General features: G+C 61.2%; 23 protein-coding genes. 11 read left to right on the top strand and 12 right to left on the bottom strand.

What is annotated here, in order from left to right; all coding sequences use genetic code 11:
- Positions 1–3: 3 nt before the first annotated feature.
- A complete protein-coding gene (locus IF690_RS18700; RefSeq protein WP_202696881.1) occupies positions 4–708 on the bottom strand; it encodes a YoaK family protein in 705 nt (234 codons plus the stop codon).
- A 51-nt stretch (positions 709–759) separates the two neighbouring features.
- Positions 760–1,092 (bottom strand): DUF6388 family protein, encoded by a 333-nt coding sequence (locus IF690_RS18695; protein WP_202696880.1) that lies wholly within the window; start codon positions 1,090–1,092, stop codon positions 760–762.
- Between the two features lie 281 nt (positions 1,093–1,373).
- Here IF690_RS18695 and IF690_RS18690 point away from each other — a divergent pair, with 281 nt between their 5' ends.
- Positions 1,374–1,622 (top strand): DUF1652 domain-containing protein, encoded by a 249-nt coding sequence (locus IF690_RS18690; protein ID WP_202696879.1) that lies wholly within the window; start codon positions 1,374–1,376, stop codon positions 1,620–1,622.
- Positions 1,623–1,712: 90 nt separating this feature from the next.
- Here IF690_RS18690 and IF690_RS18685 read toward each other — a convergent pair whose 3' ends face one another.
- Entirely contained in the window at positions 1,713–1,949 is a 237-nt protein-coding gene (locus IF690_RS18685; RefSeq protein WP_202696878.1) for a DUF6555 family protein, read from the bottom strand.
- A 165-nt stretch (positions 1,950–2,114) separates the two neighbouring features.
- The gene (locus IF690_RS18680) at positions 2,115–2,510 is read right to left on the bottom strand and encodes a GFA family protein (protein WP_202696877.1); all 396 of its coding nucleotides are present in this window, start codon (positions 2,508–2,510) and stop codon (positions 2,115–2,117) included.
- Positions 2,511–2,793: 283 nt separating this feature from the next.
- On the opposite strand from IF690_RS18680, the gene IF690_RS18675 reads away from it, so the two are divergent.
- The 3 genes from IF690_RS18675 to IF690_RS18665 all read left to right on the top strand — a co-directional run bounded on the left by IF690_RS18675 (position 2,794) and on the right by IF690_RS18665 (position 6,143).
- Positions 2,794–3,129, top strand: coding sequence for a hypothetical protein (locus IF690_RS18675; RefSeq protein ID WP_202696876.1), 336 nt, complete (start codon positions 2,794–2,796; stop codon positions 3,127–3,129).
- Between the two features lie 710 nt (positions 3,130–3,839).
- Positions 3,840–5,486, top strand: a complete 1,647-nt coding sequence (gene mqo, locus IF690_RS18670) for a malate dehydrogenase (quinone) (protein ID WP_202696875.1) — start codon at positions 3,840–3,842, stop codon at positions 5,484–5,486.
- A 258-nt stretch (positions 5,487–5,744) separates the two neighbouring features.
- Positions 5,745–6,143, top strand: a complete 399-nt coding sequence (locus IF690_RS18665) for a hypothetical protein (protein ID WP_202696874.1) — start codon at positions 5,745–5,747, stop codon at positions 6,141–6,143.
- Positions 6,144–6,155: 12 nt separating this feature from the next.
- Here IF690_RS18665 and IF690_RS18660 read toward each other — a convergent pair whose 3' ends face one another.
- The 6 genes from IF690_RS18660 to IF690_RS18635 form a co-directional block, all read right to left on the bottom strand.
- A complete protein-coding gene (locus tag IF690_RS18660; RefSeq protein ID WP_202696873.1) occupies positions 6,156–8,339 on the bottom strand; it encodes a TonB-dependent siderophore receptor in 2,184 nt (727 codons plus the stop codon).
- A gap of 297 nt (positions 8,340–8,636) precedes the next feature.
- On the bottom strand, positions 8,637–10,043 hold the full coding sequence (locus tag IF690_RS18655; protein ID WP_202696872.1) for an ATP-binding protein: 1,407 nt from the start codon (positions 10,041–10,043) through the stop codon (positions 8,637–8,639).
- The gene (locus IF690_RS18650; protein WP_202696871.1) at positions 10,040–11,851 is read right to left on the bottom strand and encodes a DAHL domain-containing sensor histidine kinase; all 1,812 of its coding nucleotides are present in this window, start codon (positions 11,849–11,851) and stop codon (positions 10,040–10,042) included. Before IF690_RS18650 ends, IF690_RS18655 begins: the two co-directional genes overlap by 4 nt.
- The gene (locus tag IF690_RS18645; protein ID WP_202696870.1) at positions 11,848–12,801 is read right to left on the bottom strand and encodes a cytochrome-c peroxidase; all 954 of its coding nucleotides are present in this window, start codon (positions 12,799–12,801) and stop codon (positions 11,848–11,850) included. Before IF690_RS18645 ends, IF690_RS18650 begins: the two co-directional genes overlap by 4 nt.
- Positions 12,802–12,827: 26 nt before the next feature.
- Positions 12,828–14,696: a GGDEF and EAL domain-containing protein gene (locus IF690_RS18640; protein ID WP_202696869.1), complete on the bottom strand. Its 1,869-nt coding sequence runs from the start codon at positions 14,694–14,696 to the stop codon at positions 12,828–12,830.
- Entirely contained in the window at positions 14,693–16,969 is a 2,277-nt protein-coding gene (locus IF690_RS18635; RefSeq protein ID WP_202696868.1) for a GGDEF/EAL domain-containing response regulator, read from the bottom strand. Before IF690_RS18635 ends, IF690_RS18640 begins: the two co-directional genes overlap by 4 nt.
- 212 nt (positions 16,970–17,181) lie before the next feature.
- On the opposite strand from IF690_RS18635, the gene nosR reads away from it, so the two are divergent.
- Positions 17,182–18,540 carry a response regulator c-di-GMP phosphodiesterase, NosR family gene (gene nosR, locus IF690_RS18630; protein WP_202696867.1) on the top strand — a complete coding sequence of 453 codons (1,359 nt, stop codon included), beginning with the start codon at positions 17,182–17,184 and terminating at the stop codon, positions 18,538–18,540.
- A 12-nt stretch (positions 18,541–18,552) separates the two neighbouring features.
- Here nosR and IF690_RS18625 read toward each other — a convergent pair whose 3' ends face one another.
- Positions 18,553–19,266, bottom strand: a complete 714-nt coding sequence (locus tag IF690_RS18625) for a murein L,D-transpeptidase catalytic domain family protein (protein ID WP_202696866.1) — start codon at positions 19,264–19,266, stop codon at positions 18,553–18,555.
- 141 nt (positions 19,267–19,407) lie between these two features.
- Between IF690_RS18625 and IF690_RS18620 the strand changes: the two genes are divergently transcribed.
- From IF690_RS18620 to IF690_RS18595, 6 genes are all read left to right on the top strand, one after another.
- Complete coding sequence (locus tag IF690_RS18620; protein WP_202696865.1) at positions 19,408–20,979, top strand: L,D-transpeptidase family protein; 1,572 nt, start codon at positions 19,408–19,410, stop codon at positions 20,977–20,979.
- 107 nt (positions 20,980–21,086) lie between these two features.
- Positions 21,087–21,359, top strand: a complete 273-nt coding sequence (locus IF690_RS18615) for a hypothetical protein (RefSeq protein WP_202696864.1) — start codon at positions 21,087–21,089, stop codon at positions 21,357–21,359.
- Between the two features lie 337 nt (positions 21,360–21,696).
- Positions 21,697–22,020, top strand: a complete 324-nt coding sequence (locus IF690_RS18610; protein ID WP_202696863.1) for a hypothetical protein — start codon at positions 21,697–21,699, stop codon at positions 22,018–22,020.
- A gap of 160 nt (positions 22,021–22,180) precedes the next feature.
- Positions 22,181–22,417, top strand: coding sequence for a hypothetical protein (locus tag IF690_RS18605; RefSeq protein ID WP_202696862.1), 237 nt, complete (start codon positions 22,181–22,183; stop codon positions 22,415–22,417).
- An 86-nt stretch (positions 22,418–22,503) separates the two neighbouring features.
- Positions 22,504–22,920, top strand: a complete 417-nt coding sequence (locus IF690_RS18600) for a bleomycin resistance protein (protein WP_202696861.1) — start codon at positions 22,504–22,506, stop codon at positions 22,918–22,920.
- 130 nt (positions 22,921–23,050) lie between these two features.
- Positions 23,051–23,242, top strand: coding sequence for a hypothetical protein (locus IF690_RS18595; RefSeq protein WP_202696860.1), 192 nt, complete (start codon positions 23,051–23,053; stop codon positions 23,240–23,242).
- A gap of 290 nt (positions 23,243–23,532) precedes the next feature.
- On the opposite strand, the gene IF690_RS18590 is transcribed toward IF690_RS18595, so the two are convergent.
- A complete protein-coding gene (locus tag IF690_RS18590) occupies positions 23,533–24,438 on the bottom strand; it encodes an amino acid ABC transporter substrate-binding protein (protein ID WP_202696859.1) in 906 nt (301 codons plus the stop codon).

The raw sequence follows: 24,438 nt of genomic DNA, 5'->3' as shown, positions 1-24,438 counted from the left end.
GCTTTAGCGCGGCATATAGCCCAGTTGCCAGCGGTGGGGGATCTTCAGCGACAGCAGCCCCAGCAGTGCCGACAGCAGGCCGCTGACGAACAGTGCCGCCAGGCCGAGATGCTGCTCCAGAACGGCGCCCAGCACGGCACCGGCGAACATGCCGCTCCAGGGCACCAGTTGCACGCGCCAGCCATTGCGCCGCTCGCCGAGCATCCAGCGGCCCAGGCCGCGGCCAAAGCGCGACAGGGCGCCGGTGACATAGGTCAGGCCCACGGGAAGCCCGTTCACTTCCTCGACAGCGGCATTGAGCATGCCCATGGAGATGATCGCGGCCAGCACGGCCGGTAGCCGTTGTTCAAACGGCCAGGCGGCTGCCGCGCACAGCAGCGTGGCAATGCACAGCAGCAGCGGCAAGGCCCGGCGTCCGCCAAAGCGGCTGACGACTATGCCCAGGGCGTTGCCGGCGATGAAGGTGGCGACCAGCAGTACCAGATGCAGGCTCAGGGCCAGGTCGGCATCGCTGATGGCGACGGCCAGGCGCGTGGTGTTGCCGCTCATGAAGGAGACGAAGTCCCCGGTGGCCATGAAGCCGATAGCGTCGGTCATGCCGGCCAGGACAGACAGGCTGGCGACCAGGCACAGGCCTATGCGGCCGCGCCATTTCTGGCGCCGCAACAGGTCCGGGTTACTACTAAGGCTGGTGGAAGAGGGCAGCATCAGCGTTGACTCATGGTGACAGTGATCCTTTATCGAAGGCCCGAGCGGCACTCAATCGCGTGGCAGGCCGTGTAGCTGGCAATACTCGCTCCAGGGCATGCCGGCCATTTCCGCCACTTCCCGGTGCACGTCGAGCCGCCGCGCGGCATACTCCTCCGCGCTCTGCGCGGTCAGTTGCAGGCTCAGTTCCCAGGCAAACAGGCCCTGGCGTTCCGCCTCGGCCTCGAAGGCTTCGTGCAGGCGCTCCGCGCGGTATTGCTCCTGGGTTTCGCCCCTGGCCTGGGCAGCCAAGGGGTTGAGGTGATCGAGTGCTTCACGAAGCTCCGGGCGCGCCGCGAGAAACTTCTGCAGGGCCACTTCATGCGGGTGTTCGGGTACGGCCATCGGCGATCCTGGATGGGGTTGGAGGAAGTCGTTTCGGGTTGGGAAGGTGCGAAAGCCCAGCGACCATAACGCCTGGCCGGTCCAGCGTCAAAATGCTCCCGGGCGGAGCTGCCGCGACGGACGGTCGGAGCCCTGTGCGCACCGTGCCACTGAGCGGATTGGCCAGGTAAAAATGCGTGCTGGATAACACTTTCCAGTGAATGCCTTGGTATGAGTCCCGTTCTTGTGACCTATTCTCAACGGGCACTCTCTCCAAGTGGCGCCGCCAAGGAGGAATTCCCATGCTCTCGATGGATGAGCTTTGCCGGATCCTGGAGTCCGGTTTCCTGCCGCTTTCCTGCACCTGCACCGTCAACCCCGACGGCTCCCTGGCGATCGAGGTTTTCGAGCCGCAAAGCGGACGGATCGATCTGTTCATTACCGGGGTCTCGACCGAGCAGCTCACCAGTGTTCGCGCGGTGGCCAATCTTGTCGGTGAGTTGCGGACTGAAATCAGGGCGGGGCGCCGGGCATTTGCCGGCGGTTTCTAGTCGTTGTGCACGTTGAGTATCGGGCAGGTTGAGCGCGCTTCCTTGCGCGAATGCCGCAGGTGACGTCTGAACGGTTGCGGGGAGGCAGGGCTAGGTCTTTTCAGACAGCTCTCTCCAGTTAGCCAGCGTGACGCCACTGCGCTCGGCGAATGTCTGCATGGTGCGGTAAGTCCCGCCGCAGGGGGTGTCGTGGGTAATCAGGCACCCGGAATGCAGAAAGGCCAGATACCAGGTGTCGCTGTCGCTCAATCGCGCGCCCTGGTAAGTGAAGGTCCTTTGCGAACCTGCGAAACAGTAGCGGATTTCGAAAGTCTTGATGCTGTTCATCGCCGCGTCCTTTGGGCTGTGTTTGGGTGTTGGCGATTCAAGATATTCCCAAAAGGACGCGTTGGCTTGCGCCACTCATCCGAACTGTATGAACAGTCACAGTTCGTTCCTCAAATACCTCGCAGCATTGTCCGGCCTCCCAGACGCCCCTGGCTGAAACCGCCTTCAATAGGTGTCATGTTGCGCCAGGTCATCGGTGATGGTGAACCAGGGCGCCTTGCTCCCGACAAAGACATGGCGGCTCGCGCTGACTTGAGGATCGCTGTCCAGGGTCCCCAAGGGGAATCCGAGTACATGTGGGTCGGCATCAAAACGGGTGAACAGGCTGGAGCCACAGACGGAGCAGAAGCTTTTCCATTCCCCGGGGGAGGATTGGTAAAAGGACAGCAACTGCTCCCCACACAGGGTTTTCCAATCCTGGCTCCTGACCTTGGCGCGGGTCCGAAAGGCAGCTGCATGCAGCTTTCTGCACATGGAGCAGTGGCAGTTCAGCACATCTGTCAGTTCTCCGTTTATTTCGTAGCGTATGCCGCCGCACAGGCAGCTTCCTTGATGAGTCATGGCTATTTTCCGAAGGCTGGGCTGGTGGCTCAAACTAGCCGGCGGACCCAGGGCGCAGGAAGGTGCGCAGGCGACAGGCAGCGGGAATTTTCCGCCAATCGGGTCCGCTGCGGACAAACTGTCATTTGCCTGTTCGGGAGCGTGATGGGGTTAACGTTTTTTTTAACGGATATCGGGTGATGATCGCCGGGTGGGATACCGTTCGGCGAAAGAGGCAGGTGTTGCTAACGGTCGGCGCGGGCAAATGATACATTTCTCGATTTTTTAGGGTTGAGGAAGACATATGCGAGTTTGGCTAGGGGCGTCGCTGATGGGATTGTTGGCAGGGTGTTCGTTACCCACGGCTTTGGCACCGGGCAAACCGAATGTCAGTGAGCTGACTGGCAAAACGCCAAAAGACTATGCGCAGTGTGTTCTGCCGGCCTGGCAGCGTGAGACGCCCAGGAGCACCCAGGCCGATATCTCCAACGGTTATCGGATCACCGCCCCTGGCAGCCTGGCATCGGATGAGGTCGTGGAAGTGGTGAAGTCGAAGAACGGCAGCCTGGTCTCGCTCTACCAGGGAACCCCCTGGGCCAAGTCCGCCGTGCTGAAAAAGGCCGTGCAGGATTGCCTGTAAGGCCGCTTCATGCCTTGCGTGAAGGGCCTGTCAAAGTGACAGCCTGCTCCGCGGAACTGCAGGACCTCACCCACAAAAAAGCCCTGAGTGTTCAGGGCTTTTTTGCGCCTGGTATTCGCCGGGTCTTGTCCGGAGGGCTCAGTTGCTCGCACTCAGGCAAGTTCTTGAATCATCAAGGTGCTTTTCTGCATAAAAACAGGATAAATCTGACAGTTTTTTTGACGGCTTTATCCGTCCGGTAGACAATGACGCGTTAGCCACCACCCATGATGGCCATTATGTCCGTTTTCAGCAGGAGGGCTGCCAGGGTTGGGGGCGATCCCTGTAGCTATCCCCGTGGTCTTGTCGCTGTCAGGCGGTGATCGAGGGCATCGGCAGCAGGCCGATCGTAATACCGGGTGTTGTTGATTCACTCCTTTGGTTACACCCGACTAGTCTCTCTGTGGGAATGTGGTTTTAGCGGGCGTTTCGGACCGTCGATCGATGCTGTCCGAAGGCGTTCCAACAAAATAGTGTCACTCAAGTAGCTGAAGCCAATAGCGAATAAGAAGTCAGCGCAGGAGCGACATATAAACTGAGGTCGATAGTGTCATGTCGGCCTTGTGTGCCCACCCTTCAGTTCTTCTGAGTGCGGGAACCCATGGCGGTGCCGGGGCGACTGATGATCGAGAATGGGGGGGCGGATGGCGTTCTATCGTAGGAACTACTGTATGTTGAAAAAAGTGAACACGGCCCTGCTGGGCTTGGCGATGACGATGGGGCTCAGCTCCGCGTACGCCGCCGAGACCAAGAAAGTGGATGTGCTGCTCATCGGTGGCGGCATCATGAGTTCGACCCTGGGTGTCTGGCTCAATGAGCTGGAGCCGGGCTGGTCGATGGAAATGGTCGAGCGTCTCGACGGCGTTGCCGAAGAAAGCTCGAACGGCTGGAACAACGCCGGTACCGGTCACTCTGCCCTGGCGGAACTGAACTACACCCCGGAAAACAAGGACGGCAAGGTCGAGATCGCCAAGGCCATCGAGATCAACGAAGCGTTCCAGGTTTCCCGCCAGTTCTGGTCGTGGCAAGTCAAGAACAATGTCCTGAAGGACCCGCGTTCGTTCATCAACTCCACTCCGCACATGAGCTTCGTGTGGGGCGATGACAACATCAAGTTCCTGAAGAAACGCTACGAAGCGCTCCAGGCGAGCCCGCTGTTCGCCGGCATGCAGTACTCCGAAGACCCGGAACAGATCAAGAAGTGGGTCCCGCTGATGATGGAAGGGCGCGATCCGAAGCAGAAGATCGCCGCCACCTGGTCGCCGCTCGGCACCGACGTGAACTTCGGCGAGATCACCCGCCAGTTCGTCGGCCACCTGAAAGCCCAGCCGAACTTCTCGCTGAAGCTGTCGAGCGAAGTGGAAGACATCAAGCGTAACGAAGATGGCTCCTGGCGCGTGGTGTACAAGAACCTGAAAGACGGTACTGAAACCCAGACCGACGCCAAGTTCGTGTTCATCGGCGCGGGCGGCGGTGCCCTGCACCTGCTGCAAAAGTCGGGCATCCCTGAAGCCAAGGAATATGCCGGTTTCCCTGTGGGCGGCTCGTTCCTGGTGACCGAGAACCCGGCGATCGCCGAGCAGCACCTGGCGAAGGCCTACGGCAAGGCGTCGGTCGGCGCTCCACCGATGTCGGTTCCGCACCTGGACACCCGCGTGCTGGACGGCAAGCGCGTGATCCTGTTTGGCCCGTTCGCGACCTTCTCTACCAAGTTCCTCAAGGAAGGTTCGTACCTCGACCTGCTGACCACTACCACCACTCACAACATCTGGCCTATGACCAAGGTCGGCATCAAGGAGTACCCGCTGGTCGAGTACCTCGCCGGCCAACTGATGCTGTCGGATGAAGATCGCCTGAATGCCCTGAAAGAGTACTTCCCCAACGCCAAGGCTGAAGACTGGCGTCTGTGGCAGGCCGGCCAGCGCGTGCAGATCATCAAGCGTGACGAGCAGCAGGGTGGCGTGCTGAAGCTGGGTACCGAGATCGTCAGCGCCAAGGACGGCAGCATTGCCGGCCTGCTGGGGGCCTCGCCAGGTGCTTCGACCGCTGCGCCGATCATGCTCAGCGTGCTGGAGAAGGTCTTCAAGGACAAAGTCGCGACTCCTGCCTGGCAGGCGAAGCTGCACCAGATCGTGCCGAGCTACGGTACCCAGCTCAACGGCAGTCCTGAGCGTGTCGTTCAAGAGTGGGCCTACACCAGCCAAGTGCTGCAGTTGACTCCGCCACCGGCCATCGGTCAGACCGCCGCTCCTCAGCAGCCGGCTGGCGCCAAGCCGAAAGCGCAAGAGAGCAACCCGTCGGCTGACATGGCTCTGTAATACCCGGCTGCGCCCGACCTTGTCGGGTGTGGCCAATACCTGGCACCCGCTGTCCGTTCCAGGTAAAAAAAACGCCGCTCCCAGGAGCGGCGTTTTTGTTTGTGCGGCGGGCTCAAGCGCCTTTGCCCTCGCGTCCTGCGACCCTGCCTTGCGCCCATGGCGCCTTGCTGACCGAAACATCCAGGTCACGCCTGCCCGGGAACTATTGCCGGGAAATCCCTTTCCATAAGCTCGACGCAATGATGCCTGGAGAAGGCGATGTTCAGAGCTGGCTGTTTAATCTCGATCGTCTCGATTCTGCTGTCGATCCCGCTGGATGCCGACGCTGCGCCCGGCGCGCAGGCGAACGCCCGGTACTCCAACGATCATGCGAATTGGGAGCGTCTTCCCGTGGTCAACTACTACCAGGTGAAAACGCTGTTGCAGGCTTCTAGGCGGGACTGGAGCCCGACCGCGGCCCTGCCGGCGGACGCCAGGCAGAACCTGCGCCGGGGCAGGACGTTGCCTGTGCAGCAAGCGCGACGCTTGAACTCCAGGCTGGTCCAGCAGTTGCCACGTTATGACGGCTACCAGTGGTGGCGCGCGGGTTCCGATCTGCTACTGGTCAGGGCGTCGAATCGGATGATCTTCGACGTCCTGGTCGACGCCTTCCAGTAGGGCTGGCCTCGATCAGAAGTTGATCGAGGCGCTCAACCGCGCGGTCAGGGGCGCGCCCTGGAACAGGTAGCCATCGCCCATGTATTCACCGGCGTCACGCCAGTAGCGCTTGTCGAACAGGTTGTCCACGGTCAGCCGGAACACGGTGTCGTAACCGTCGATGCGGGTGCTGTAGCGGCTGCCGATGTTGAACACGGCATAGCTGCCGGTCTGCACCTCACCTTCGCGGTTGGCGTACTTGCGACCGCTGTACTGCACCCCGCCGAGCAGCGCCAGGCCATCGAGCCAGGGCAGGGCGTAGTCGCCGTAGAGGTTGGCGCGCAGGGTCGGCACGTTGAGCGCCTGGTGACCTTCATACTCCGGAGTGTCGCTGCCAGTGACCCGGGCGCGGATCGCCGCGACACTGGCCGAGACCTGCAAGCGCTGGGTGGCCCAGCCATTGGCCGAGAGTTCCAGCCCGGTGTTCTTCTGTTCGCCCTGCTGGGTGAAGGTGAAGGTGCCGTCGCCATTCGGCCGGGAATACTGGTAGGCCTGGCGGATCTGGAACAGCGCCGCGGCCAGGCTGATGCGCTGCCAGTCGTATTTGATACCGGCTTCGATCTGCCGCGACACGGTGGGCGCGAGGATCTCGAAGGCATTGCTGGCGAACCACGGTGCTTCACCGCCCAGGGACAGGCCCTTGCTGTAGCGGGTGTACAACGCCAGGTTCTGCACCGGCTTGTAGATCAGCGCGGCCTGGGGCAGGAACACATAACGCTGGGTGTGGCGGGTGGTGTCGCCTTGGCTGTCGAAGGTTTCCTCGTTCAGGCGTACTTCGCGCCCGCCGAGCACGGTCTGCCAGTGTTCGTTGAAGCTGATCCGGTCGTTGAAGAACAACCCGTACTGGCGGCTGTCCAGGCGGCGATAGGCATCGTTGAGCGGTCCGTCGTAACGGGCGAAATCCGCTGGCTCACCATTGATGTTGGCACTGCCGATCATCTGGTTGATCGGGTCGCGCTTGTCCACCACGCGGCGCAAAGCGCTGGTCCCGACGCTGAGTTCGTGACCCAGGCCGGCGGTGTCGAAGTTGCCGCTGAGGACGGCCTGCACCTCATCGTTGCGCCGGGTATCGTCGGGGCTGCGGAAGTCGTAGAGGTCGTAGTCGCCCTCGGGGCTGAAGTGATTGGGTACCGCTGTGCCGGCGCAACTGGCGGCGCCATAGCAGCCCCAGGCGAACGCGCTGTAGTCGTCGATCACCACCCGGCTGCGCGAGGCGCTGAGGTTGCCCTTCCACTGATCGTTGAAGCGGTATTCGAAGTTACCGTTGAGGTTCAACGCGTCGGTGCTGACCGGCTTCGAGCCGCTCTGGTGCGCCAGGAGTTTTTTCGGCGAGGCGTGGTGCGGCAGGCTGGAGCCGCCGAGCAACTGATAGCCCGGGGCCGAGCGCTGCTCCTTGGTCTGGTACTCGACATCCAGTTGCAGCAGGGCATCCGGGCTGATGTTCCAATCGAAGGCCAGGGACGCGAAGTCGCGCTGGCCATTGGTGTGTTCGACGTAGGAGTGGATGTCCTCGTGGGCCAGGTTGGCGCGCAGCCCGAACTGCTGCTCGCTGCCGAACCAGCCACCGACATCGGTGGCCACATAGCCGCTGCCGCGATCGTCGGTGGAGACCGTGACCGAGCGCACGTCGGTGGGGCGCTTGGTCACGTAGTTGATCAGCCCGCCGGGTTCGCTGACGCCGCCCTGCAGGCCGTTCAGCCCCTTGAGCAATTCCACCTGCTGCTTGTTTTCCAGGCCGACGTTCTGCTCGCCGGTGATGCTGCGGCCGTTGATCCGGTAGCTGCTGGCGGCGTTCAGGGAGAAGCCGCGTACCGTGAAGTTCTCGTAGTAGCCGACCGGCGCGTAGCTTTCGCCGACCGAGGCGTCGTTCTTCAGCACCTCGCTGAGCAGGCGGGCCTGCTGGTCCTTGATCAGGTCCTCGTTGATCACCGCAATCGAGGCTGGCGTGTCGAGCAGGGGAGCGGCCTCGAAACCACCGGCCGCGGCGCTGCTGGCCTGATAACCGGAGCGGTCTTCGCCGGTCACGGTCAGCGCCGGCAGTTCGGTTTCGGCGGCCTGGGTCACGGGGGCGGCACCGGCCAGCAGCAGGCCCAGCAGATTGCGCGCGAACCGCGGGGCGGGCAGCCCCTGGCGGGAGGCCCGGTAAAGCATATCCATGAAAAGCTCCTCGACGATGGCGATCCCGGCCCCGGCGAATACCAGGCACGGAGGCCCAGGCGCGCTCGGGAAAGCATCGTGCTGTTTAAGACGGGGGAAGCGCTGTGTGCCCTGAAGGCGTCAGGCCGGATTTGCTCCGGTGGTCATTGGCAAGACGAAATCCGCGACCCCTTCTTGAAGCGCGCCATCATACAAGAGATCGGGCCCGCGGCACGCACGGTCCCTGTAGGTGCGAGGCTTGCCCGCGATAGCGGCTTGCCTGACCCACCGTGCTAGAGGCGGTCGCGCGCGGGTCGTTCAGCCGGCCTTTCTGCTCTGGTGCACCGGAAGCTCGACGCGGAAGGTGGTGCCGACACCGACCTCGCTGTGCACCGAGATGTCGCCGCGGTGTTTCTTGACGATGCCGTAGGACAGCGACAGCCCCAGCCCCGTGCCCTGGCCCACGGGCTTGGTGGTGAAGAACGGGTCGAAGATCTTCTGCAGGTTGTCCGGCGGGATGCCCGAGCCGTTGTCGGCCACTTCGATCCACACGTTCTCGCCCTCGACACCGTTGCGCAGGGTAATGGTGCCCCGTTCGTTGCCCATGGCCTGGGCGGCGTTGACGATCAGGTTCATCACCACCTGGTTGATCTGCGAAGGCAGGCACTCGACCTCCGGCAGTTCGGCGTACTCCTTGATCACGTCGGCCTTGTACTTGATCTCGGCAGCGACGATGTTCAGGGTCGAGTCGATGCCCTGTTGCAGGTTCGCCCATTGCCACTCCTGCGTCGAATCGACCCGGGAAAAGTCCTTGAGGTCCTTGACGATCTGGCTGACCCGGCCGATACCGTCCTTGGACTCCTTGATCAGCAGCGGAATGTCCTCGAGGAGGAAATCCAGCTCGATGTCCGTGCGCAGCTGTTTCAACTGATCGCGCAACTCGCTGGCACCGATCCCGGTTTCGGCATTGCCGTAAGCCTCGAGCATTTCCCGCAGGCGCTTGAAGTAGTTGTCCAGGGCGCCGAGGTTGGAGGAAATGAAGCCGATCGGGTTGTTGATTTCATGGGCGACCCCGGCAGCCAACTGGCCCAGGGAGGCGAGCTTTTCCGATTGCACCAGCTGGCTTTCCAGCAGCTTGCGCTCATCGATTTCCCGTTGCAGCGCGGCGCTGGCCTGCTTGAACGCCAGGGTGCGTTGCTCCACCCGTTCTTCCAGCTCGCTCATCTGCAGCTGCGCCCGCAAGGTCATCTCCCATTTAGTGGTGAGGGTGTTGGCCATTTGCTGGACTTCGATATTGTCGAAGGGCTTTTTCAGGATCAGCAGGCGGTCATGACCGTTCAGGCGATCGAGCAACTCGTCCCAGGAATAGTCGGAATAGGCGGTGCACACCACCACCTGCAGCAGTGGGTCGTGTTTCCACAACTCTTCGATGGTTTGCGCGCCATCCCAGCCATCGGGCATGCGCATGTCGACGAAGGCCAGGGCATAGGGCTGCCCCTTGCTCGCCGCCTCCAGCAGTTTGCCCAGGCCTTCCTGGCCACCGTAGGCCGAGTCCAGTTCGAACACCGTGGCGGCGGTTTTCGGCGCACTGCCGAACAGCGCGCTTTCCATCGCATCGAGGTCGGCGCTGTCGCCGGTCTTGGGGGTGAGGATCTTGCGGAAGTCGTCGTGGATCGCAGGGGTGTCGTCGATCAGCAGGACGCGCCGGTTTATCGGGTTGTTCATGACTCACCTTCGGCGGGTATCAGGGGGATCTGCAGGACGAACAGCGCACCTTTGCCCGGACCGTCGCTGTGGGCGGTCAGGTGGCCATTCATCTCGATGGCCGCCAGCGCACAACTGTGCAGGCCGAACCCGTGGCCTTCCTTACGGGTGGTGAAGCCGTGGGCGAAGATGCGGGTCATGTTTTCCGGGGCGATGCCTTCGCCTTCGTCGCGCACGCTGATCTGCAGGGCCTCGCCGTCGACCACCGCCACGCCCAGGGTCATGTTGCGTTCCTGATTGGACAGGTCGGACATGGCGTACTTGGCGTTGCTGATCAGGTTGATCAGGATCAGCAGCAGGCGGTGCTTGTCGCCCATGATCCGTGGCACATCGGCGTAATTCTTGTGCACGGTCACATGGTGGCGGGTGAGGGCGCCGGAATTCATGCGCAGCGCGTCTTCGAGCAGTTCGCTGACCGACAGGGGTTCCAGCAGGCTGCTGGCGCCCGCGTAGGATTGCTGGGTGGCGACGATGTCCTTGATGTGATCGACGCTTTTGCTCAGTTGGGTCAGCTCCTCGGTCATGCCTTGCTGTTCCAGGTCGATGGCCTCGACCAGCTGGTTCAGGTAGCCGGGCAGCAACTTGCCCTTTTCGTCCTCGGTGAGAAAGCTGCCCAGGTCCCCTTTGTGCTCGTTGATCAGTTGCATCGCCTTGCCCAACCCCTGGGCCTTGCTGTTGCGCAGTTTGCGGCTGACCAGTTCGGCGGAGATGTTCACGCTATTGAGCACGTTGCCGACGTTGTGCAGGACGTTGGTCGCGATTTCCGCCATGCCGGCCTGGCGGGCGGTGTCGAGCAGCTCGCTCTGGGTGTCCTTGAGCTGGCGCGTGCGCTCTTCGACCCTTTGCTCGAGTTCGTCGTTGGCGGCCACCAGGGCCCGGTTCATCTGGTTGATCTCGGCAAAGCTGCGGATCAGGCGGATGCCCAGCCAGATCAGCAGCAGCACCAGCAGCGAGGAAAACAGCAGCAGGTAGAAATGGTACTGCTGGTCAACGACCTCGGCCTGCTGCTGGTCGCGGTTGAGCAGGACGGTGATGTCGTCCAGGCGTTCGTCGACCGGCACTGCTTCTATTTCCTCGAGCAGGCGGTTGACCTTGGGTTGCTCGCGCAGGATCAACGAAATGTGATTACTGAGATTATCGATGGGGTCATGAAATTCCGCCGGCAGCCGTTCCTTGTTTACCTGCAGTTTGTTCAGCCCCACCAGAATGTCCGCGGCCTTGTCGTCGGAGGTAACCTGGGCGAACTCCAGGCTGCTGAGCAACAGGTCGTAGGTATCGGTGGCGATGTTCTGCAGCTGCAGTTTGTCCGCGTCGTGGAGTTGGGTCAGCTCCTGCTGGATGTCGTCCTCGGCGGTCGGCAGGAAGGCCAGGGAGTTGCGCAGCACGGAGTTGTGCGACTTGAACTGCTCCACCAGCCGGGTCTTTTCCTTTATGGCGTTCAGGTAGCCGTCATGGGCGTTGCGCCACAGCGGCGAGTCGTTGCGCCGGTTCTGTGCCTCCATCGAGTCGAATTTCTGCCACAGGCGCGTCATTTTGCCCAGCGGTGAAACCAGCGGATCGTAGTTGTGGGTGATGGCCACCCTGGCCTTGAGTATTTCGTTCTCCCACAGCGAATCCTGCTGCTTGATCTGGCGGATCAGGTCGCGGGATTCGGTATAGGTCACGGTCTGGTCGGACCTGGACTTGAGGTAGAGAAACAACAGGATCGAAGCCAGCAGGACCGCGAGGGCGGATAGCAGCAGGATGCTCACGCGACGGGATACTTTCATAAGGGTTTGCCTTCCCACTCGCCGGTCAGGGTCTTGAGGAACTTGACGATCAGGCGTTTGTCTTCCTCGGACGGCGTACGCCCCAACTGGTACTTGAACATCACTGCCACCGCATCTTCGAGGGTGGCTTGCGAACCATCGTGGAAGTACGGCGCGGTGACCGCGACGTTACGCAGGCTCGGCACCTTGAACACATTGCGGTCTTCTTCTTCGCCCGTGACGTTGAACCGCCCCAGGTCGACCTCGGTCGGATTGCCCCGGGCCGCGAAGTAGTCGCCGAGCACACCGAATTTCTGGAACATGTTGCCGCCGATATTCACCCCCTGGTGACAGGCGATGCAGCCGTATTCCTGAAAGCGTTGGTAGCCATACTTTTCCTCGATGTCGAGGATCTCGGTGTTGCCCGCCAGGTACTGGTCGAAGCGCGAGTTGGTACTGAGCAGGGTGCGCTCGTAGTCGGCCAGGGCGCCCTGGATATTGCTCTGGGTCACGGCGTCCGGGTAGGCGTCGGCGAAGGCGGTGCGATAGGCCGGATCGTCGGCAATGCGCTGCACCACGACTTTCCAGTCGCTGCCCATTTCACTGGGGCTCTGCACCACGATATGCACCTGGTCTTCCAGGGTTTCGACCCGACCGTCCCAGAACTGGTGGAAGTTCAGGCTGGCGTTGAACACGCTCGGGGTATTGACCGCCACGGGCTTGCCATCGAAACCCAGGGAGTGCGAGACGGTGTCGGCACCGCCTTTGTCGAGGCGATGGCAACTGGCGCACGACAGGCTGTTGTTCACCGACAGGCGCGGGTCGTTGAACAATCGCCGCCCCAGTTCGACCCGCTTGCTGTCCAGCGCCGGTGCTGGGGGGAGGGGTTTGAGCGGTCCTTCCAATGGTGCGGCCCCGGCGCCTGGAGCGAGCAGCAGGCTGGCCGAAAGGAGCAATGCGAGTGACGACATGGTCGGTATCCTTACCAGGCGCAACTTCATGGATGGGGCAGGTGAGGCCGCTGGGAGTCGATCAGGAATCGGGCGAAAGCGTCGGGTTCCACGGCTTTGCTGAAGTAGAAGCCCTGGCCTTCCTCGCAATGGTGGCGCTTGAGGAAGTCCAGCTGTTCGAGGGTCTCGACCCCTTCGGCGATGATGCTCAGGTTCAGGCTCCTGCCCAGGTCGATGATGCTGCCGACCAGTTTCGCGTCGTTGCTGTCGGTACCCAGGTCGCGCACGAACGACTGGTCGATCTTCAACACGTCGACCGGGAATTTTTGCAGGTAACTCAAGCTCGAGTAGCCAGTGCCAAAGTCGTCGATGGCCAGGCGCACGCCCAGCTGCTTGATGGCGCGGAGCGTGGCGATGGTGGCGTCGACGTTCTGCATCAGCACGCTTTCGGTGATTTCCAGTTCCAGCAGACTCGGGTCGAGCCCAGTCTCGGCCAGTGTACGGCTGAGGCGCTCGACGTAGTCGCGCTGGCGAAAATCGATGGCCGACACGTTCACCGACATGCAGATGGGCGGCAAGCCCTGCTTTTGCCAGGCCTGGGATTGCAGGCAGGCTTGGCGCAATACCCATTGGCTGAGGGCGACGATCAGCCCGCTGTCTTCGGCCACCGGGATGAAGTCCGAGGGGAACACCCAGCCATGGCCGGGCCGGTTCCAGCGGACCAGCGCCTCGGCGCCGACCACCGTGCCCCGGGCCAGGTCCAGCTTGGGCTGGTAGTGCAGGACGAATTCTTCGCGCTGCAACGCCAGGCGCAGGCCGGTTTCCAGGGTCTGCTGCTGGCGCGCGCGCAGGTTCATGTCGTCGATGAAAAAGCTGAAGTCGTTGGGGCCGCTGTCCTTGACGTTGCGCATGGCGGTCTCGGCCTTCTTGATCAGCGTTACGGCATCGGCGCCGTCGTCGGGGTAGAGGCTGATGCCCAGGCTGGCGGTGACCGTCAGGTCGTGGCCCGCTACGGAATGGGGGGTGTTGATGGCGGCCAGGAGTTTTTCGGCCACCCCTCGGGTTTGCTGCGGGTGCAGGATGTCACCAATAATCACCACGAACTCGTCCGAACCGTAGCGAAACACCGAGTCGGTTTTGCGCACCGTAGTCGCCAGGCTCTGGGCGACGAGTTTGAGCATCTCGTCTCCCGCCGGGTGCCCGAGCGCATTGTTGATGCGTTTGAAGCGGTCCAGGCCGATGAACATCACCGCCAGCTTTCGCTCATGACGGCGCGACTGGGACAGATGCTGGGTCAGGCGGTCGCCCAGCAAGGTGCTGTTGGGCAGCCCGGTGAGCACATCGTAATGCAGCAGCTGCGACACGCTCAGCAGTTCCTGGACCCGTTCCTCGATGGTCTGTTCCAGGTTGCGCATCTTGCTCGCCGCATCCTGCGCCAGTTGCCACTTCCAGGTCAGGGCACTGGCCATCTGGCGGATCTCCAGGCTGTCGAACGGTTTTTTCAGGATCAACAGCTGGTCGCCGAATTCGATGCGTTCGGCCATGGCTTCCCATGAGTAATCGGAGAACGCGGTGCATAAGGCGATCTGCAACTGCGGGTCGGTTTTCCACAGATGTTCGATGGTCTGCAGGCCATCCCAGCCCGGTGGCATGCGCATGTCGATGAAGGCCAGGGCATACGGCCGGCCTTCGGCCTGGGCGCGCTTGACCAGTTCCACCGCTTCTTCGCCCTGGTAGGCGGAGTCGAGCTGGAAGTGCTGATGGGGCTTGCTGTTGACGCCGAACAGCAAGGCTTCGGTGCTGCCCAGCAGCCCGTCGTCCTCGGGGCTGAGAATCTTGCGAAAGTCCTGATGGATCGCCGGGGTGTCGTCGATGATCAGAATCCGCCGATTGGGCGCCACGGATAAAGGGTTCACCTGGAATTCTCCGACGTCGGGTCCGCCGACCAGGCGCTGCCATCCACGGCGGCAGACCTGGCCTTGAGCAGTTCGCCAGCCTGGTCGCTGTCGACTGCCGTACCGGGCGAGTGCCCCAGTGGCGTGCCGCTGGATATCAGGGTAGTGCGCTGCTCCTGGGTTTCCACCCCTTCAGCGGTAACCCCGATACCCACCTCGCGGGCAAAGTTGAGGATGGCTCGCAGGGTCATGGCGTTGTCCGGATCGTTGCTGGCGCTGTCGAGAAAACGCTGGGCGAGCTTGAGGTGGTTGACCCTGTAGGTCTTGAGGTAGTCGAACGAGGAGTACTCGGTGCCGAAATCGTCGATGGCGATCTTCACGCCCAGCTCGCACAGCCTGGGCAGGATGTCGTTGTGAGTCCACTTGGTCTGGGCCAGGGTGCCCTCGGTCACGTCGAATCTCAGGTCCCACGGGCACAGGTTCCAGCGCGCGGTGGTGCGCAATACGTCGTAGATCAGTTCCGGGCCTGTCTTGAGCTGGACCAGGGACAAATGGATCGCAATCAGCGGCGGCGCCACGTTCTGGTCGCGCCAGGCGCGCATCTGCCGACAGGCCCGGTCCAGCAGCCAATGACCGAGGGCGATGACGATGCCGGTCTTCTCGGCCGCGGGCATGAAATCCTCGGCCTCGAGCCAGCCGCGCCGGGGGTGGAGCCAACGGACCTGGGCCGCCATGCCGAGGATCCTGCCGGTACCGAGATCGACCTCCGGCAGGTAGTGCAGGTGCAGTTCGTCGCGTTCCAGGGCCAGTTTCAGGTCATTGGCCAGGGTCACCCGCTCCGTGACTTCCCGGGTGATTTCCTCGCTGTGGAAATGGAACTGGTTGCGGCCCTTGTCCTTGGAGCGATACAGCGCCATGTCCGACTGCGCCATCAGGCTGTCGGCGCTCAGGGTCTGCGGGCTGTAGAGGCTGATACCGATGCTCACCGAGATGCGCACCTCGTTGCCTTCCAGGGAGTAGGGGAGCACCAGGGTGTCGCGGATCTTCGTCGCCAGCGCGGCGCAATGCGTGGCCTCGTCGATGTCCAGTTGCAGGATCGCGAATTCGTCGCCACCCAGGCGCGCCACCACATCGTTTTCCCGGGTGCAGGCCTTGATGCGTCGGGCCACTTCCTGCAACAACAGGTCGCCGATGGGGTGGCCGAGGGTATCGTTGATGCGCTTGAAGTGGTCCAGGTCCAGGTAGAACATCGCGAAGGGCGAGGCTCCCCGTCGGGCGGCGGCGAATGCCTGGTGCAGTCGCTCGATCAGGGTGGCCCGGTTGGCCAGCCCGGTCAGGCTGTCGGTGCGGGCCATCAGGGCCATTTTTTCTTCGGCCAGCTTGCGTTCGGTGATGTCGAGGATGATCCCTTCCACTTCGACCAATTGGCCCTGGTCGTTGCGCACCGGGATGTAGCGGTTTTCCACCCAGCGGAAGATGCCATTGCCGGTGCGCATGCGGAACTCGATGGACGCTCCCGCCACATCCCGGTCGAGGACCCGGAGCATGGCGCTCTCGACCTTGGCCTGGTCGTCGGGGTGGATCAGGGTCTGGGCCCAATTGTCCGAGGCCACCAGTTGCGCCGCCACATGGCCGAACTTGGTGATGTTGTGGGAGATGTATATCAACCTGAACGACGGTTCGCCGCGCAGGCGATAGAGAATGGTGGGGCTGTTCTGCACGATGATGTTGGCGTCGGCCAGTTCGCGGGTGCGTTCCTCGACCGCCTGTTCCAGCTGATCCATTTTCAGCTCGGCGTCTTCGGTCATCTGCCATTTGACGGTCAGGGCGCTGGCCATCTGGCGGATCTCGATGGCGTCGAAGGGCTTTTTCAGGATCAGCAGGCGGTCGCCCAGTTGCAGGCGCTCGGCGATGTCTTCCCAAGAGTAGTCGGAGTAGGCAGTGCACAGGGCGATTTGCAGCTTGGGGTCGACCTGCCACAGCCGCTCGATGGTTTCCAGGCCGTCCCAGCCGGGCGGCATGCGCATGTCGATGAACGCCATGGCATAGGGGGCATCGCGGTCCAGTGCGGCTTGCACCATGCTCAGCGCTTCGCGGCCCTGAAACGCCGAGTCGAGGAAAAAATGCTCCAGCGAGGCACTGACGGGCGCACCGAACAGGGCGGCCTCGGTGTCGCTGAGGCGGTCTTCGGGGGGATTCGTGGACGCGAGGATCTTGCGAAAGTCCTCGTGGATCGACGCCGTATCGTCAACGATCAGAATTCGCCGGTTGATCCGGGTTGCCGACGCCATCATCGTCGTGCTCCAACCCAGTGCGGGGACCTTGTATATAGGCTCATCGGGCTTCCCTTCCTGCACTCTGAACATGCAGTCCATTTTCGCCTTGAGCATAGTCAGGCTCTCTTGCATGCGCTAATTGGCCGGCGTCAAATTCATGCCGAAACGCTACAAGTCATCTAGCCTGTCCCAGAAGGCAGGTCTGATCGAGGGCAAAGGGGAGGGGGAGCATGGAAGAACATACCGCGGGCGGAGCCCAGAACAGACCGACGGTACTGCTGGTCGACGATGAAGAATCGATTCTCAATAGCCTTCGCCGGCTGTTACGCAGCCAGCCTTACGACATCCTGTTGGCCGACAGCGGTACCAGGGCCCTGGAAATCCTCGAACAACAGCCGGTCGACGTGGTCATGAGTGATGCCCGCATGCCGGGCATGGACGGTGCGACCTTGCTGGCCCATATCCATCAGCGTTATCCATCGACGCTGCGCATCCTGCTCACGGGTTATGCCGACATGACCTTGATCGCCAAGGCCATCAATGAAGGGCAGATCCATCGTTATATCAGCAAGCCCTGGAACGACGAGGACATGCTGGTGACACTGCGCCAGGCCCTGGCCCATCACCATTCCGAAAGCGAGCGCCAGCGTCTGGAAGCACTGACCCGGCAGCAGAACGAGCAGTTGAAAACCCTCAACTCGACCCTGGAAAAGCATGTCGCGGCGCGCACTGCCGAGCTGCAACAGACCGCCGACATGCTCGATCTGGCCTATGAAGAGCTCAAGCGCAGCTATGTGACCGGCACCGAGGTATTTTCGCTGCTGGCGAACCTGCGCTTGCCCAAGGCCAAGCAGACCAACCGGCAGATCATCGAACTGATTCGCGTCTACTGCATCACCCATGGCCTGGATGAAACCGAAAGCCGCGACATGACCATGGCCGCCGCGCTGTACAACATTGGCAAGCTGAGCTGGACCGACAGCATGATGACCGCGCCGGCGGACCTGCTGCACCATACCGAGCGCGAGCTGTATCGGGCCTACCCGAAACAGAGCGAGTCGCTGTTGATGACCCTGGAGCCGATGAAGGACGCGGCGCGCATCATCCTGCATCACCAGGAGCGTTGGGATGGCAGCGGTTTTCCCGATCATCTCAAGGGCGAGGCCATTCCGCTGGGCTCACGCTGGCTCAAGCTGGCCGTGGACTTCATCGAGCTGCAACGCGGTTTGATACTCGAACGGCAGATGAACAGCGATGAGGCGCTGCTGTTCATTCGCAGATATGCCGGCAAACTCTACGACCCGGACCTGGTGGAGGACTTCGTCAATGTCTGCGCGGCCTATCAGAACGATGTCACCCTGGCCGATCCGACAGTCAGGGTCCTGACCACCCGAGACCTGGCGGCCGGCATGACCCTGGCGCGCAACCTGAATGCCGACAATGGCATGCTGCTGCTCAATGCCGGCAAGGTGCTGAGCGGCCCGCTGGTGGACAAGCTCATTGCCTTCGAAGCGATGGAAGGGGCGAAATACAGCATCTTCGTCAAAATACCCGAAGAGCCGGAAACGGCGGCCTCAGCCGCCGGTTGAGGGGCGAACGGGTTAGCCGCCGCTGGCGGCGACAATGCTGGCCACCTGGCGTGGCTGGCAGTTGAGATAGGGCGAGGATTTCAGCCATTGCTGGTCGGGGTACCAGGAAAACATGAACTGGCCGTCCTTGAGGCGATCGATCACCTGGCGCGCCACCTGTGGCCGCACGGCCGGGCAACCCAGGCTGCGGCCGATGCGCCCTTGGCGTTGGCTCCACAGGGGGCTCACATAGTCGGCCGCATGAATCACGATATCCCGATCGCGGGCGAGGTCGTTGAAGCCCGGCTCCAGGCCGTCCATGCGCAGCGAATAGCCGTGGCTGCCTTCATAACTTTCCTGGGTGCGAAACAGGCCGAGGCTGGACTGGAAGCTGCCCATGCGATTGGAAAACTGGGTGGCGAAGTTTTCCCCGGATTTCTGCCCATGGGCGACCAGGTCGCGCAGCACCAGGGTTCTTTTATTCAGGTCGAAGATCCACAGGCGGCGGGCGGTGGAAGGTTGCGAATAGTCGATGACTGCCAGGTGCCGGGCCTGCCTGGCGCCGCTGTTGACTGCGCATTGCATGGCGCTCAAGGCACTTTTCAGCACTTGGGGATTGAGTTCTGGAGCGGCGTGGGCGAGGCTGTTGTAAAGCCGCGGAGTCGTGTTGTTGGCGGCGAGCGCGGGGCTGCAGATCGCGCCTAGGGTGGTCATTGCCAGGCAGAACCGGCACAGGAAGGTCAGCATTCTAGAATGTCCCCACAGTCACTTTGGCTCCTGACGTCCTGTCGCTCTCCTGGCAGTTCTGGTTACAGGTGGTTGGATGATATTTCGCAGCCACTGCCGAGGTTGACCATCACCATGATGGCCATGATTGGAGTAAAGCAGTTGTTCAAAAAACACGCATGTTACTTGAGCCTTTTCCTGCTCGCTGCGCCGTTGGTCGCGACTGCTCAGGATGTACCGGTCGATCATGAGAACCCTGTGCAACTGGTATTCACTCGATTGTCCGCTGCCTGTCCAGGGTTGGCGGCACACCTGGACATTCCCTCCCAGAGCCTGCTACAGGCCTTTTACCAACAGCAGGGCGACCAGCCGATCTGGTCGTCCCGCGCGCGTTTGGAGGCGTTGCAGGCACAGTTGCAGCAACTGGCCGACGACGGCCTGGACCCGGCCGACTACCGTTCACCGGCCAGCGCGCTCGCGGGCGACGCGCTGTGCGCCGACCTGAGCTTCAGCCAGCATTACCTGCAAGCCCTGCATGACCTGCATTACGGCCGTCTGTTGCAGGCCCGTTTCGAGCCGATGTGGCACGCCCATCCCTTGCCCCTGGATCGCCAGGCGCAGGTGCTCGCCATCGCCGGGCCCGGCTTGCAGGACATCCCGGCGGCTTTCACGCTGGCGCGGCCAAGCCTCGAGCACTATCAGAACCTGCGCCAGCTGTATGCCCAGCAGCGTCAGCTGGAGTTGCCCCATTGGCAACCGCTGCCCAGCGGGCCGCTGCTACGTCCGCAGATGCGGGACGCGCGGGTGCCGGAGTTGGCGCAACGGCTGTTCAAGGAGGGGTACCTGAGTACCCTCGCCAACGAGGGCGATACCCTTTACAGCGGCGACCTGGTGAACGCGGTGAAAAGCTTCCAGCTCAGCCATTCGTTGCAAGCCGACGGAGTGGTCGGCGCGGGGACCTTGAATGAACTGAACATCAGCCCGCAGATGCGCCGCGAACAGCTGCGCATCAACCTCGAACGTTTTCGCTGGCTGGCGCAGGACATGGAGCCCGACAGCCTGCTGGTGAACCTGGCCGCGGCGCAGTTGATCGTCTATCAGGGCGGCGTGCCGGTGTGGCAGACCCGGACCCAGGTGGGGCGTGCCGAGCGCCAGACGCCCTTGCTGAAATCCCAGGTCACGCGCCTGACCCTGAACCCGACCTGGACGGTGCCGCCGACCATCTTCCGTGAAGACAAACTGCCGGAAATTCGCCGTGACCTGTCCTTCCTCAATCGACAGAACCTGCAGGTGCTCGATAGTGAGGGGCACCCCTTGTCCGTGGAGAATATCGACTGGGACAACCCCGGCAATATCCTCCTGCGCCAGGACGCAGGGCCGAGAAACCCGCTGGGGCAGATGGCGATCCGGTTCCCCAACCCGTTCTCGGTGTACCTGCACGACACGCCCAGCCAGGCGCTGTTCAACAAGGGACCAAGGGCCTTCAGTTCGGGCTGCGTGCGGGTCGAGCATGCGTTGCAGTTGCGCGATCTGCTGGTGAGCCCGGCGGAACGGGTGCGCACCGACGAGTTGCTGAGCACCGGGCTCACTTATGAGTTCAGGCTGTCGACGCCGGTACCCATCCTGCTCGCGTACTGGACGGCGCAAGCCGACAGCCATGGCCGGCTGTCCTATGCCCCGGACATCTACGGACGGGACGCGGCCTTGCTGGTGGCACTGGACCGCAAGCCTTGAGGGCCTGGTCATTGGCATGAGGGGCTGTGCCTTTGGTCAGGAACTGCTGAACATCTGCCGGCACGTAACGATCTGAATAAGTAAGAGGGCCATAAAGGAGAACCGAAATGGTTCAGCGTCGCCGCCACCACATCTCGCAGCTGTCCCTTCGTATCGAAGGCCTGCGGGCCAATATCCTGCAATTCAAGCAGGATGAGTTCCAGATCCAGCAAGCCCTGTGCGGCGCTTCGGCGCCAGCGAAGGTGCGCGATCTGGAGGATGCCTTCGATGAGATCCGGGAGTCGATCAACCACACCGAGGCCTTGCTGGAAGCCCTGGTCCAGGTCGCAGGCGGAGTGGGGGAAGAGGGCGCAGGAGCCTGCCAGGCCCCTGGACGATAAAGACGGCTGGCACTGGGACCGCCCACCGGCACCGCTACACGATTGATGAAAACCCGGCCACTGCGCCTAATGCCGATCAGTTAAGGCTTTTTGTAGGAGCGAGCTTGCTCGCGATGGACTCAAGAGCACCGCGTTTACTCAAGTAAAGACGCGGTATCGTTCACCATCATCGCGAGCAATCGAGCGTCGACCGGCTGCTCCTACAGTCGAGCCAATCGCTTAACTGATTGGCATTAGCCACTGCGCCGGTTTTTTATGGTGACGCGAATGGCTATCATCGCTCGGTGATTTTTCAGCGTAGGGCGCCATGGCCTTTTTTGAGTTATTCGATCAATTCATGAGAAGTATGCTGGCAGCCTGGTTCTTTGTCGGTATCTGCCAGTTGGCCCGGTTCGTCTTCTCGCAGACCCCGTCCATGTTGTCCGGATGGATAACCCTCGCCGGGCTGGCCTTCTTGATGGTGTACCCCTGTGGATGGGACTGGGCTTCCGGCTTCATGGAAAACGCCTGGGTGGCGATGTGCAGGGCCTACCAGCATTCGGCCTCTCAACTGGCGCTGTTTCTGGCCGATGCAGTTGGCGCGGCGCTGGGCGGCCTGGTCGCCTACCTGATGTCCCGCTATGTCATGGCCGCCCCGGCGCCACTGAAACCTGCCGGGTGAAACGCCTATAGATACAAAAACGGCCTCGCCACTGTGCGGGGCTTTTTATTGCCTTCGGAAAAATCTGGCCGGTTGTTTCCGACCCTCGATGGGGGCCACCGACTGGCGTGAATGAACGGGTTGTGCCTTACTCGAACTTCATTAACTGAGGGATGCAGCCATGACTGAGCGTCATTTGAATCACAGTGAAACTCTTTCGAATGGGTGCAGGATCAAGGTGCGATCAGAGATCCTCAGAGATGGCTCGCTCAAGATGTTCATCGGCATCTACAAGCCCGACGGCAGCGTTATTGTCGAAGACCATGACCTGGCCCCGGATGGCCTGGATATGGAAGATGCGTTTGAATGGGGGATCGAAAGGGCCAAGAAGATTGGCAACGACCAGAAGGTTCAATGATCGGTGATGCCGGGCGCCAAATAAGCCAGCAATGACAGATAACCAGGGTAAATTGGCCGGCCAAGGAACTGAATGGATACAAGAGTATGTTCAAGTTGAACGCCCTGGTGCCGGAACTGATTGTTTCGGATCTGAAACAGAGTCTGCATTTCTACTGTGATGTGTTGGGTTTCAGGGTCGAGTACGACCGCCCCGAAGACAAGTTTGCTTTTCTCTCCTTTGGCAACAGCCAGATCATGCTGGAGCAGGACTGGCATGACGATTCGCCCTGGCGTGTGGGCCCCCTGGAGCCTCCCTGCGGCCGAGGCATGAACCTTTCCATCGAATGTCCGGATGCCTTTGCCTTGGTTTGCGCACTGGAGAAGGCCGGATGCGCGATCAGGAGACCTGTCGAAGAACATTGGTACCGCAGCAATGATCGGCAATTCGGGCAGAGGAACTTCCTGGTCCTGGACCCTGATGGTTATCTGCTTCGTTTTGCAGAAGATATTGGCGTGAAATAGCGGCCAAACAGCACCGGAAGCTCGAACGGTTCGACGGGTATCACGCCATTTGCCGGCTATCCGTTACGGCAGGGGCTGCCCGCGATTCAGGCGTAAAATGGCGGTGCTACCTCGTCAAAAGGAGCCGCATATGATCGCCGACCAAGTGGTTAAACAGGCGTCGGAGCAAAGGGTCTGGGATCAATACTTCTGTGCTGCGCTGATTGCGGAAAGCCATCTGACGGCACCGATTGTAGGAGAGACCACTCACGCAGACCGGCAGAACCTGTTGATCGAAAGAGCCAAGACGCTCGCCGATAAAATGATGGCATGCAGAAAATAATCGAAGCCCAGCCAGAGTGCTGGGCTCTTTGTATCTGGATCTCGTTCTCAAGCCGCTCTGCGTGCTGTGCTGCTATTCAGAGAGGCGGGGATACCCAGTCTGTCGTCTGTCTCGTCGATGTGCGCTGCCGGTCTCTGCCTCTCACGACGGGCAGCAATAGAATGTGCCCGCTGCGAGGGGCTGGCTCTGCCGGCAGTTCTCGATGATTCCAATGAGTGGCAAGCGATACCGCTACGTGAGTTGAATACGGAGCCGGTCCGCTCATTTCAGTGGATCAACTCCTTTGTTCGTCATGGAATCGCATAAACCTTGAACAGACTTCTGCTTATATCGCTTATGCCTCCCAAGTATTTTTCGTAAGCCTGTTCAATTTCGCCAGAACGGTACATCTCGCTGAGTGCTGTATCGACTAGCAGGCGGAAGTTTTCGTCATCTCGGTCGAGAGCCATCGCGGTGGGCGCGTATTCAAATATACGGTCGAGTAACATCAGATTTTCTACGGCGCTCCGGGAGCTGAGGACGTTGCTCAGTAGCATGCGTTCAGCAAAGAACACATCGGCTTTGCCGTCGGCGACCAGTTTCAAGCCTGCTTCGGTATTTTCTACAGTGACCAGCCTTGACATTATCCCCAGGGATTGCATTTGCTGACGAATCCATGATTCGGTGACTCCACCGGCAGTTGTGGCGAAGGTCGCGTTCGCCAACCCACCGTTGATTGTCGCCCGCCAAATTGGGCCGGTATGTGCAACCTTGCCATTGAGCACATTGAGCAATCCTTCAGGTGCATCCTGGCGAACCACTGACGAGAGTCCTGCCGTATAAATCGGTATCGAGTAACTGACGGACTTGCGTCGCACCAGCGTAGGGGGCGTCGGTGTACACAGCATGTCGACTTTGCCCGAGCTGACGGCCTCTATTTCTTCATTAGTTTTTACGGGCAGATAGCGCACGTTTAACTCTGGCAACCTTAACTGGGTTTTAAGTTTCTCGGCGATTTTCAAACATAGATCAATCGCGTAGCCATTGACCTTGTCCCCGGTCTGGCTGCTGAAGGGGGCAAAGTCCGGCCGGTAGCCGAGGGTGAGGCTATTGCTCGCCTGAACGCGTTCGAGGGTGTTTGCAACAGCGAGTGGCGCTACCACAATCAGAAGGCTTGCTAACAGTAGTTGAGTGGTGTGGCCGGTCTTGATATTCAT

It is taken from the genome of Pseudomonas sp. SK3(2021) (assembly GCF_016772375.1).
Classification (GTDB): domain Bacteria; phylum Pseudomonadota; class Gammaproteobacteria; order Pseudomonadales; family Pseudomonadaceae; genus Aquipseudomonas; species Aquipseudomonas chlororaphis_I.
The sequence above is the reverse complement of the archived record's forward strand: the minus strand, read 5'-3'. Positions and strand labels throughout refer to the sequence as shown.

What these genes read in the sequence shown, in the direction of transcription:
- IF690_RS18680 (WP_202696877.1), bottom strand. Translation starts at nt 2,510, where the DNA reads ATGACTCATCAAGGAAGCTGCCTGTGCGGCGGCATACGCTACGAAATA.
- IF690_RS18600 (WP_202696861.1), top strand. Translation starts at nt 22,504, where the DNA reads ATGTTCAAGTTGAACGCCCTGGTGCCGGAACTGATTGTTTCGGATCTG.
- IF690_RS18690 (WP_202696879.1), top strand. Translation starts at nt 1,374, where the DNA reads ATGCTCTCGATGGATGAGCTTTGCCGGATCCTGGAGTCCGGTTTCCTG.
- mqo (WP_202696875.1), top strand. Translation starts at nt 3,840, where the DNA reads ATGTTGAAAAAAGTGAACACGGCCCTGCTGGGCTTGGCGATGACGATG.
- IF690_RS18665 (WP_202696874.1), top strand. Translation starts at nt 5,745, where the DNA reads ATGTTCAGAGCTGGCTGTTTAATCTCGATCGTCTCGATTCTGCTGTCG.
- IF690_RS18595 (WP_202696860.1), top strand. Translation starts at nt 23,051, where the DNA reads ATGATCGCCGACCAAGTGGTTAAACAGGCGTCGGAGCAAAGGGTCTGG.
- IF690_RS18700 (WP_202696881.1), bottom strand. Translation starts at nt 708, where the DNA reads ATGCTGCCCTCTTCCACCAGCCTTAGTAGTAACCCGGACCTGTTGCGG.
- IF690_RS18625 (WP_202696866.1), bottom strand. Translation starts at nt 19,266, where the DNA reads ATGCTGACCTTCCTGTGCCGGTTCTGCCTGGCAATGACCACCCTAGGC.
- IF690_RS18615 (WP_202696864.1), top strand. Translation starts at nt 21,087, where the DNA reads ATGGTTCAGCGTCGCCGCCACCACATCTCGCAGCTGTCCCTTCGTATC.
- IF690_RS18675 (WP_202696876.1), top strand. Translation starts at nt 2,794, where the DNA reads ATGCGAGTTTGGCTAGGGGCGTCGCTGATGGGATTGTTGGCAGGGTGT.
- nosR (WP_202696867.1), top strand. Translation starts at nt 17,182, where the DNA reads ATGGAAGAACATACCGCGGGCGGAGCCCAGAACAGACCGACGGTACTG.
- IF690_RS18605 (WP_202696862.1), top strand. Translation starts at nt 22,181, where the DNA reads ATGACTGAGCGTCATTTGAATCACAGTGAAACTCTTTCGAATGGGTGC.
- IF690_RS18685 (WP_202696878.1), bottom strand. Translation starts at nt 1,949, where the DNA reads ATGAACAGCATCAAGACTTTCGAAATCCGCTACTGTTTCGCAGGTTCG.
- IF690_RS18610 (WP_202696863.1), top strand. Translation starts at nt 21,697, where the DNA reads ATGAGAAGTATGCTGGCAGCCTGGTTCTTTGTCGGTATCTGCCAGTTG.
- IF690_RS18660 (WP_202696873.1), bottom strand. Translation starts at nt 8,339, where the DNA reads ATGGATATGCTTTACCGGGCCTCCCGCCAGGGGCTGCCCGCCCCGCGG.
- IF690_RS18650 (WP_202696871.1), bottom strand. Translation starts at nt 11,851, where the DNA reads ATGAAAGTATCCCGTCGCGTGAGCATCCTGCTGCTATCCGCCCTCGCG.
- IF690_RS18635 (WP_202696868.1), bottom strand. Translation starts at nt 16,969, where the DNA reads ATGATGGCGTCGGCAACCCGGATCAACCGGCGAATTCTGATCGTTGAC.
- IF690_RS18655 (WP_202696872.1), bottom strand. Translation starts at nt 10,043, where the DNA reads ATGAACAACCCGATAAACCGGCGCGTCCTGCTGATCGACGACACCCCT.
- IF690_RS18695 (WP_202696880.1), bottom strand. Translation starts at nt 1,092, where the DNA reads ATGGCCGTACCCGAACACCCGCATGAAGTGGCCCTGCAGAAGTTTCTC.
- IF690_RS18590 (WP_202696859.1), bottom strand. Translation starts at nt 24,438, where the DNA reads ATGAATATCAAGACCGGCCACACCACTCAACTACTGTTAGCAAGCCTT.
- IF690_RS18645 (WP_202696870.1), bottom strand. Translation starts at nt 12,801, where the DNA reads ATGTCGTCACTCGCATTGCTCCTTTCGGCCAGCCTGCTGCTCGCTCCA.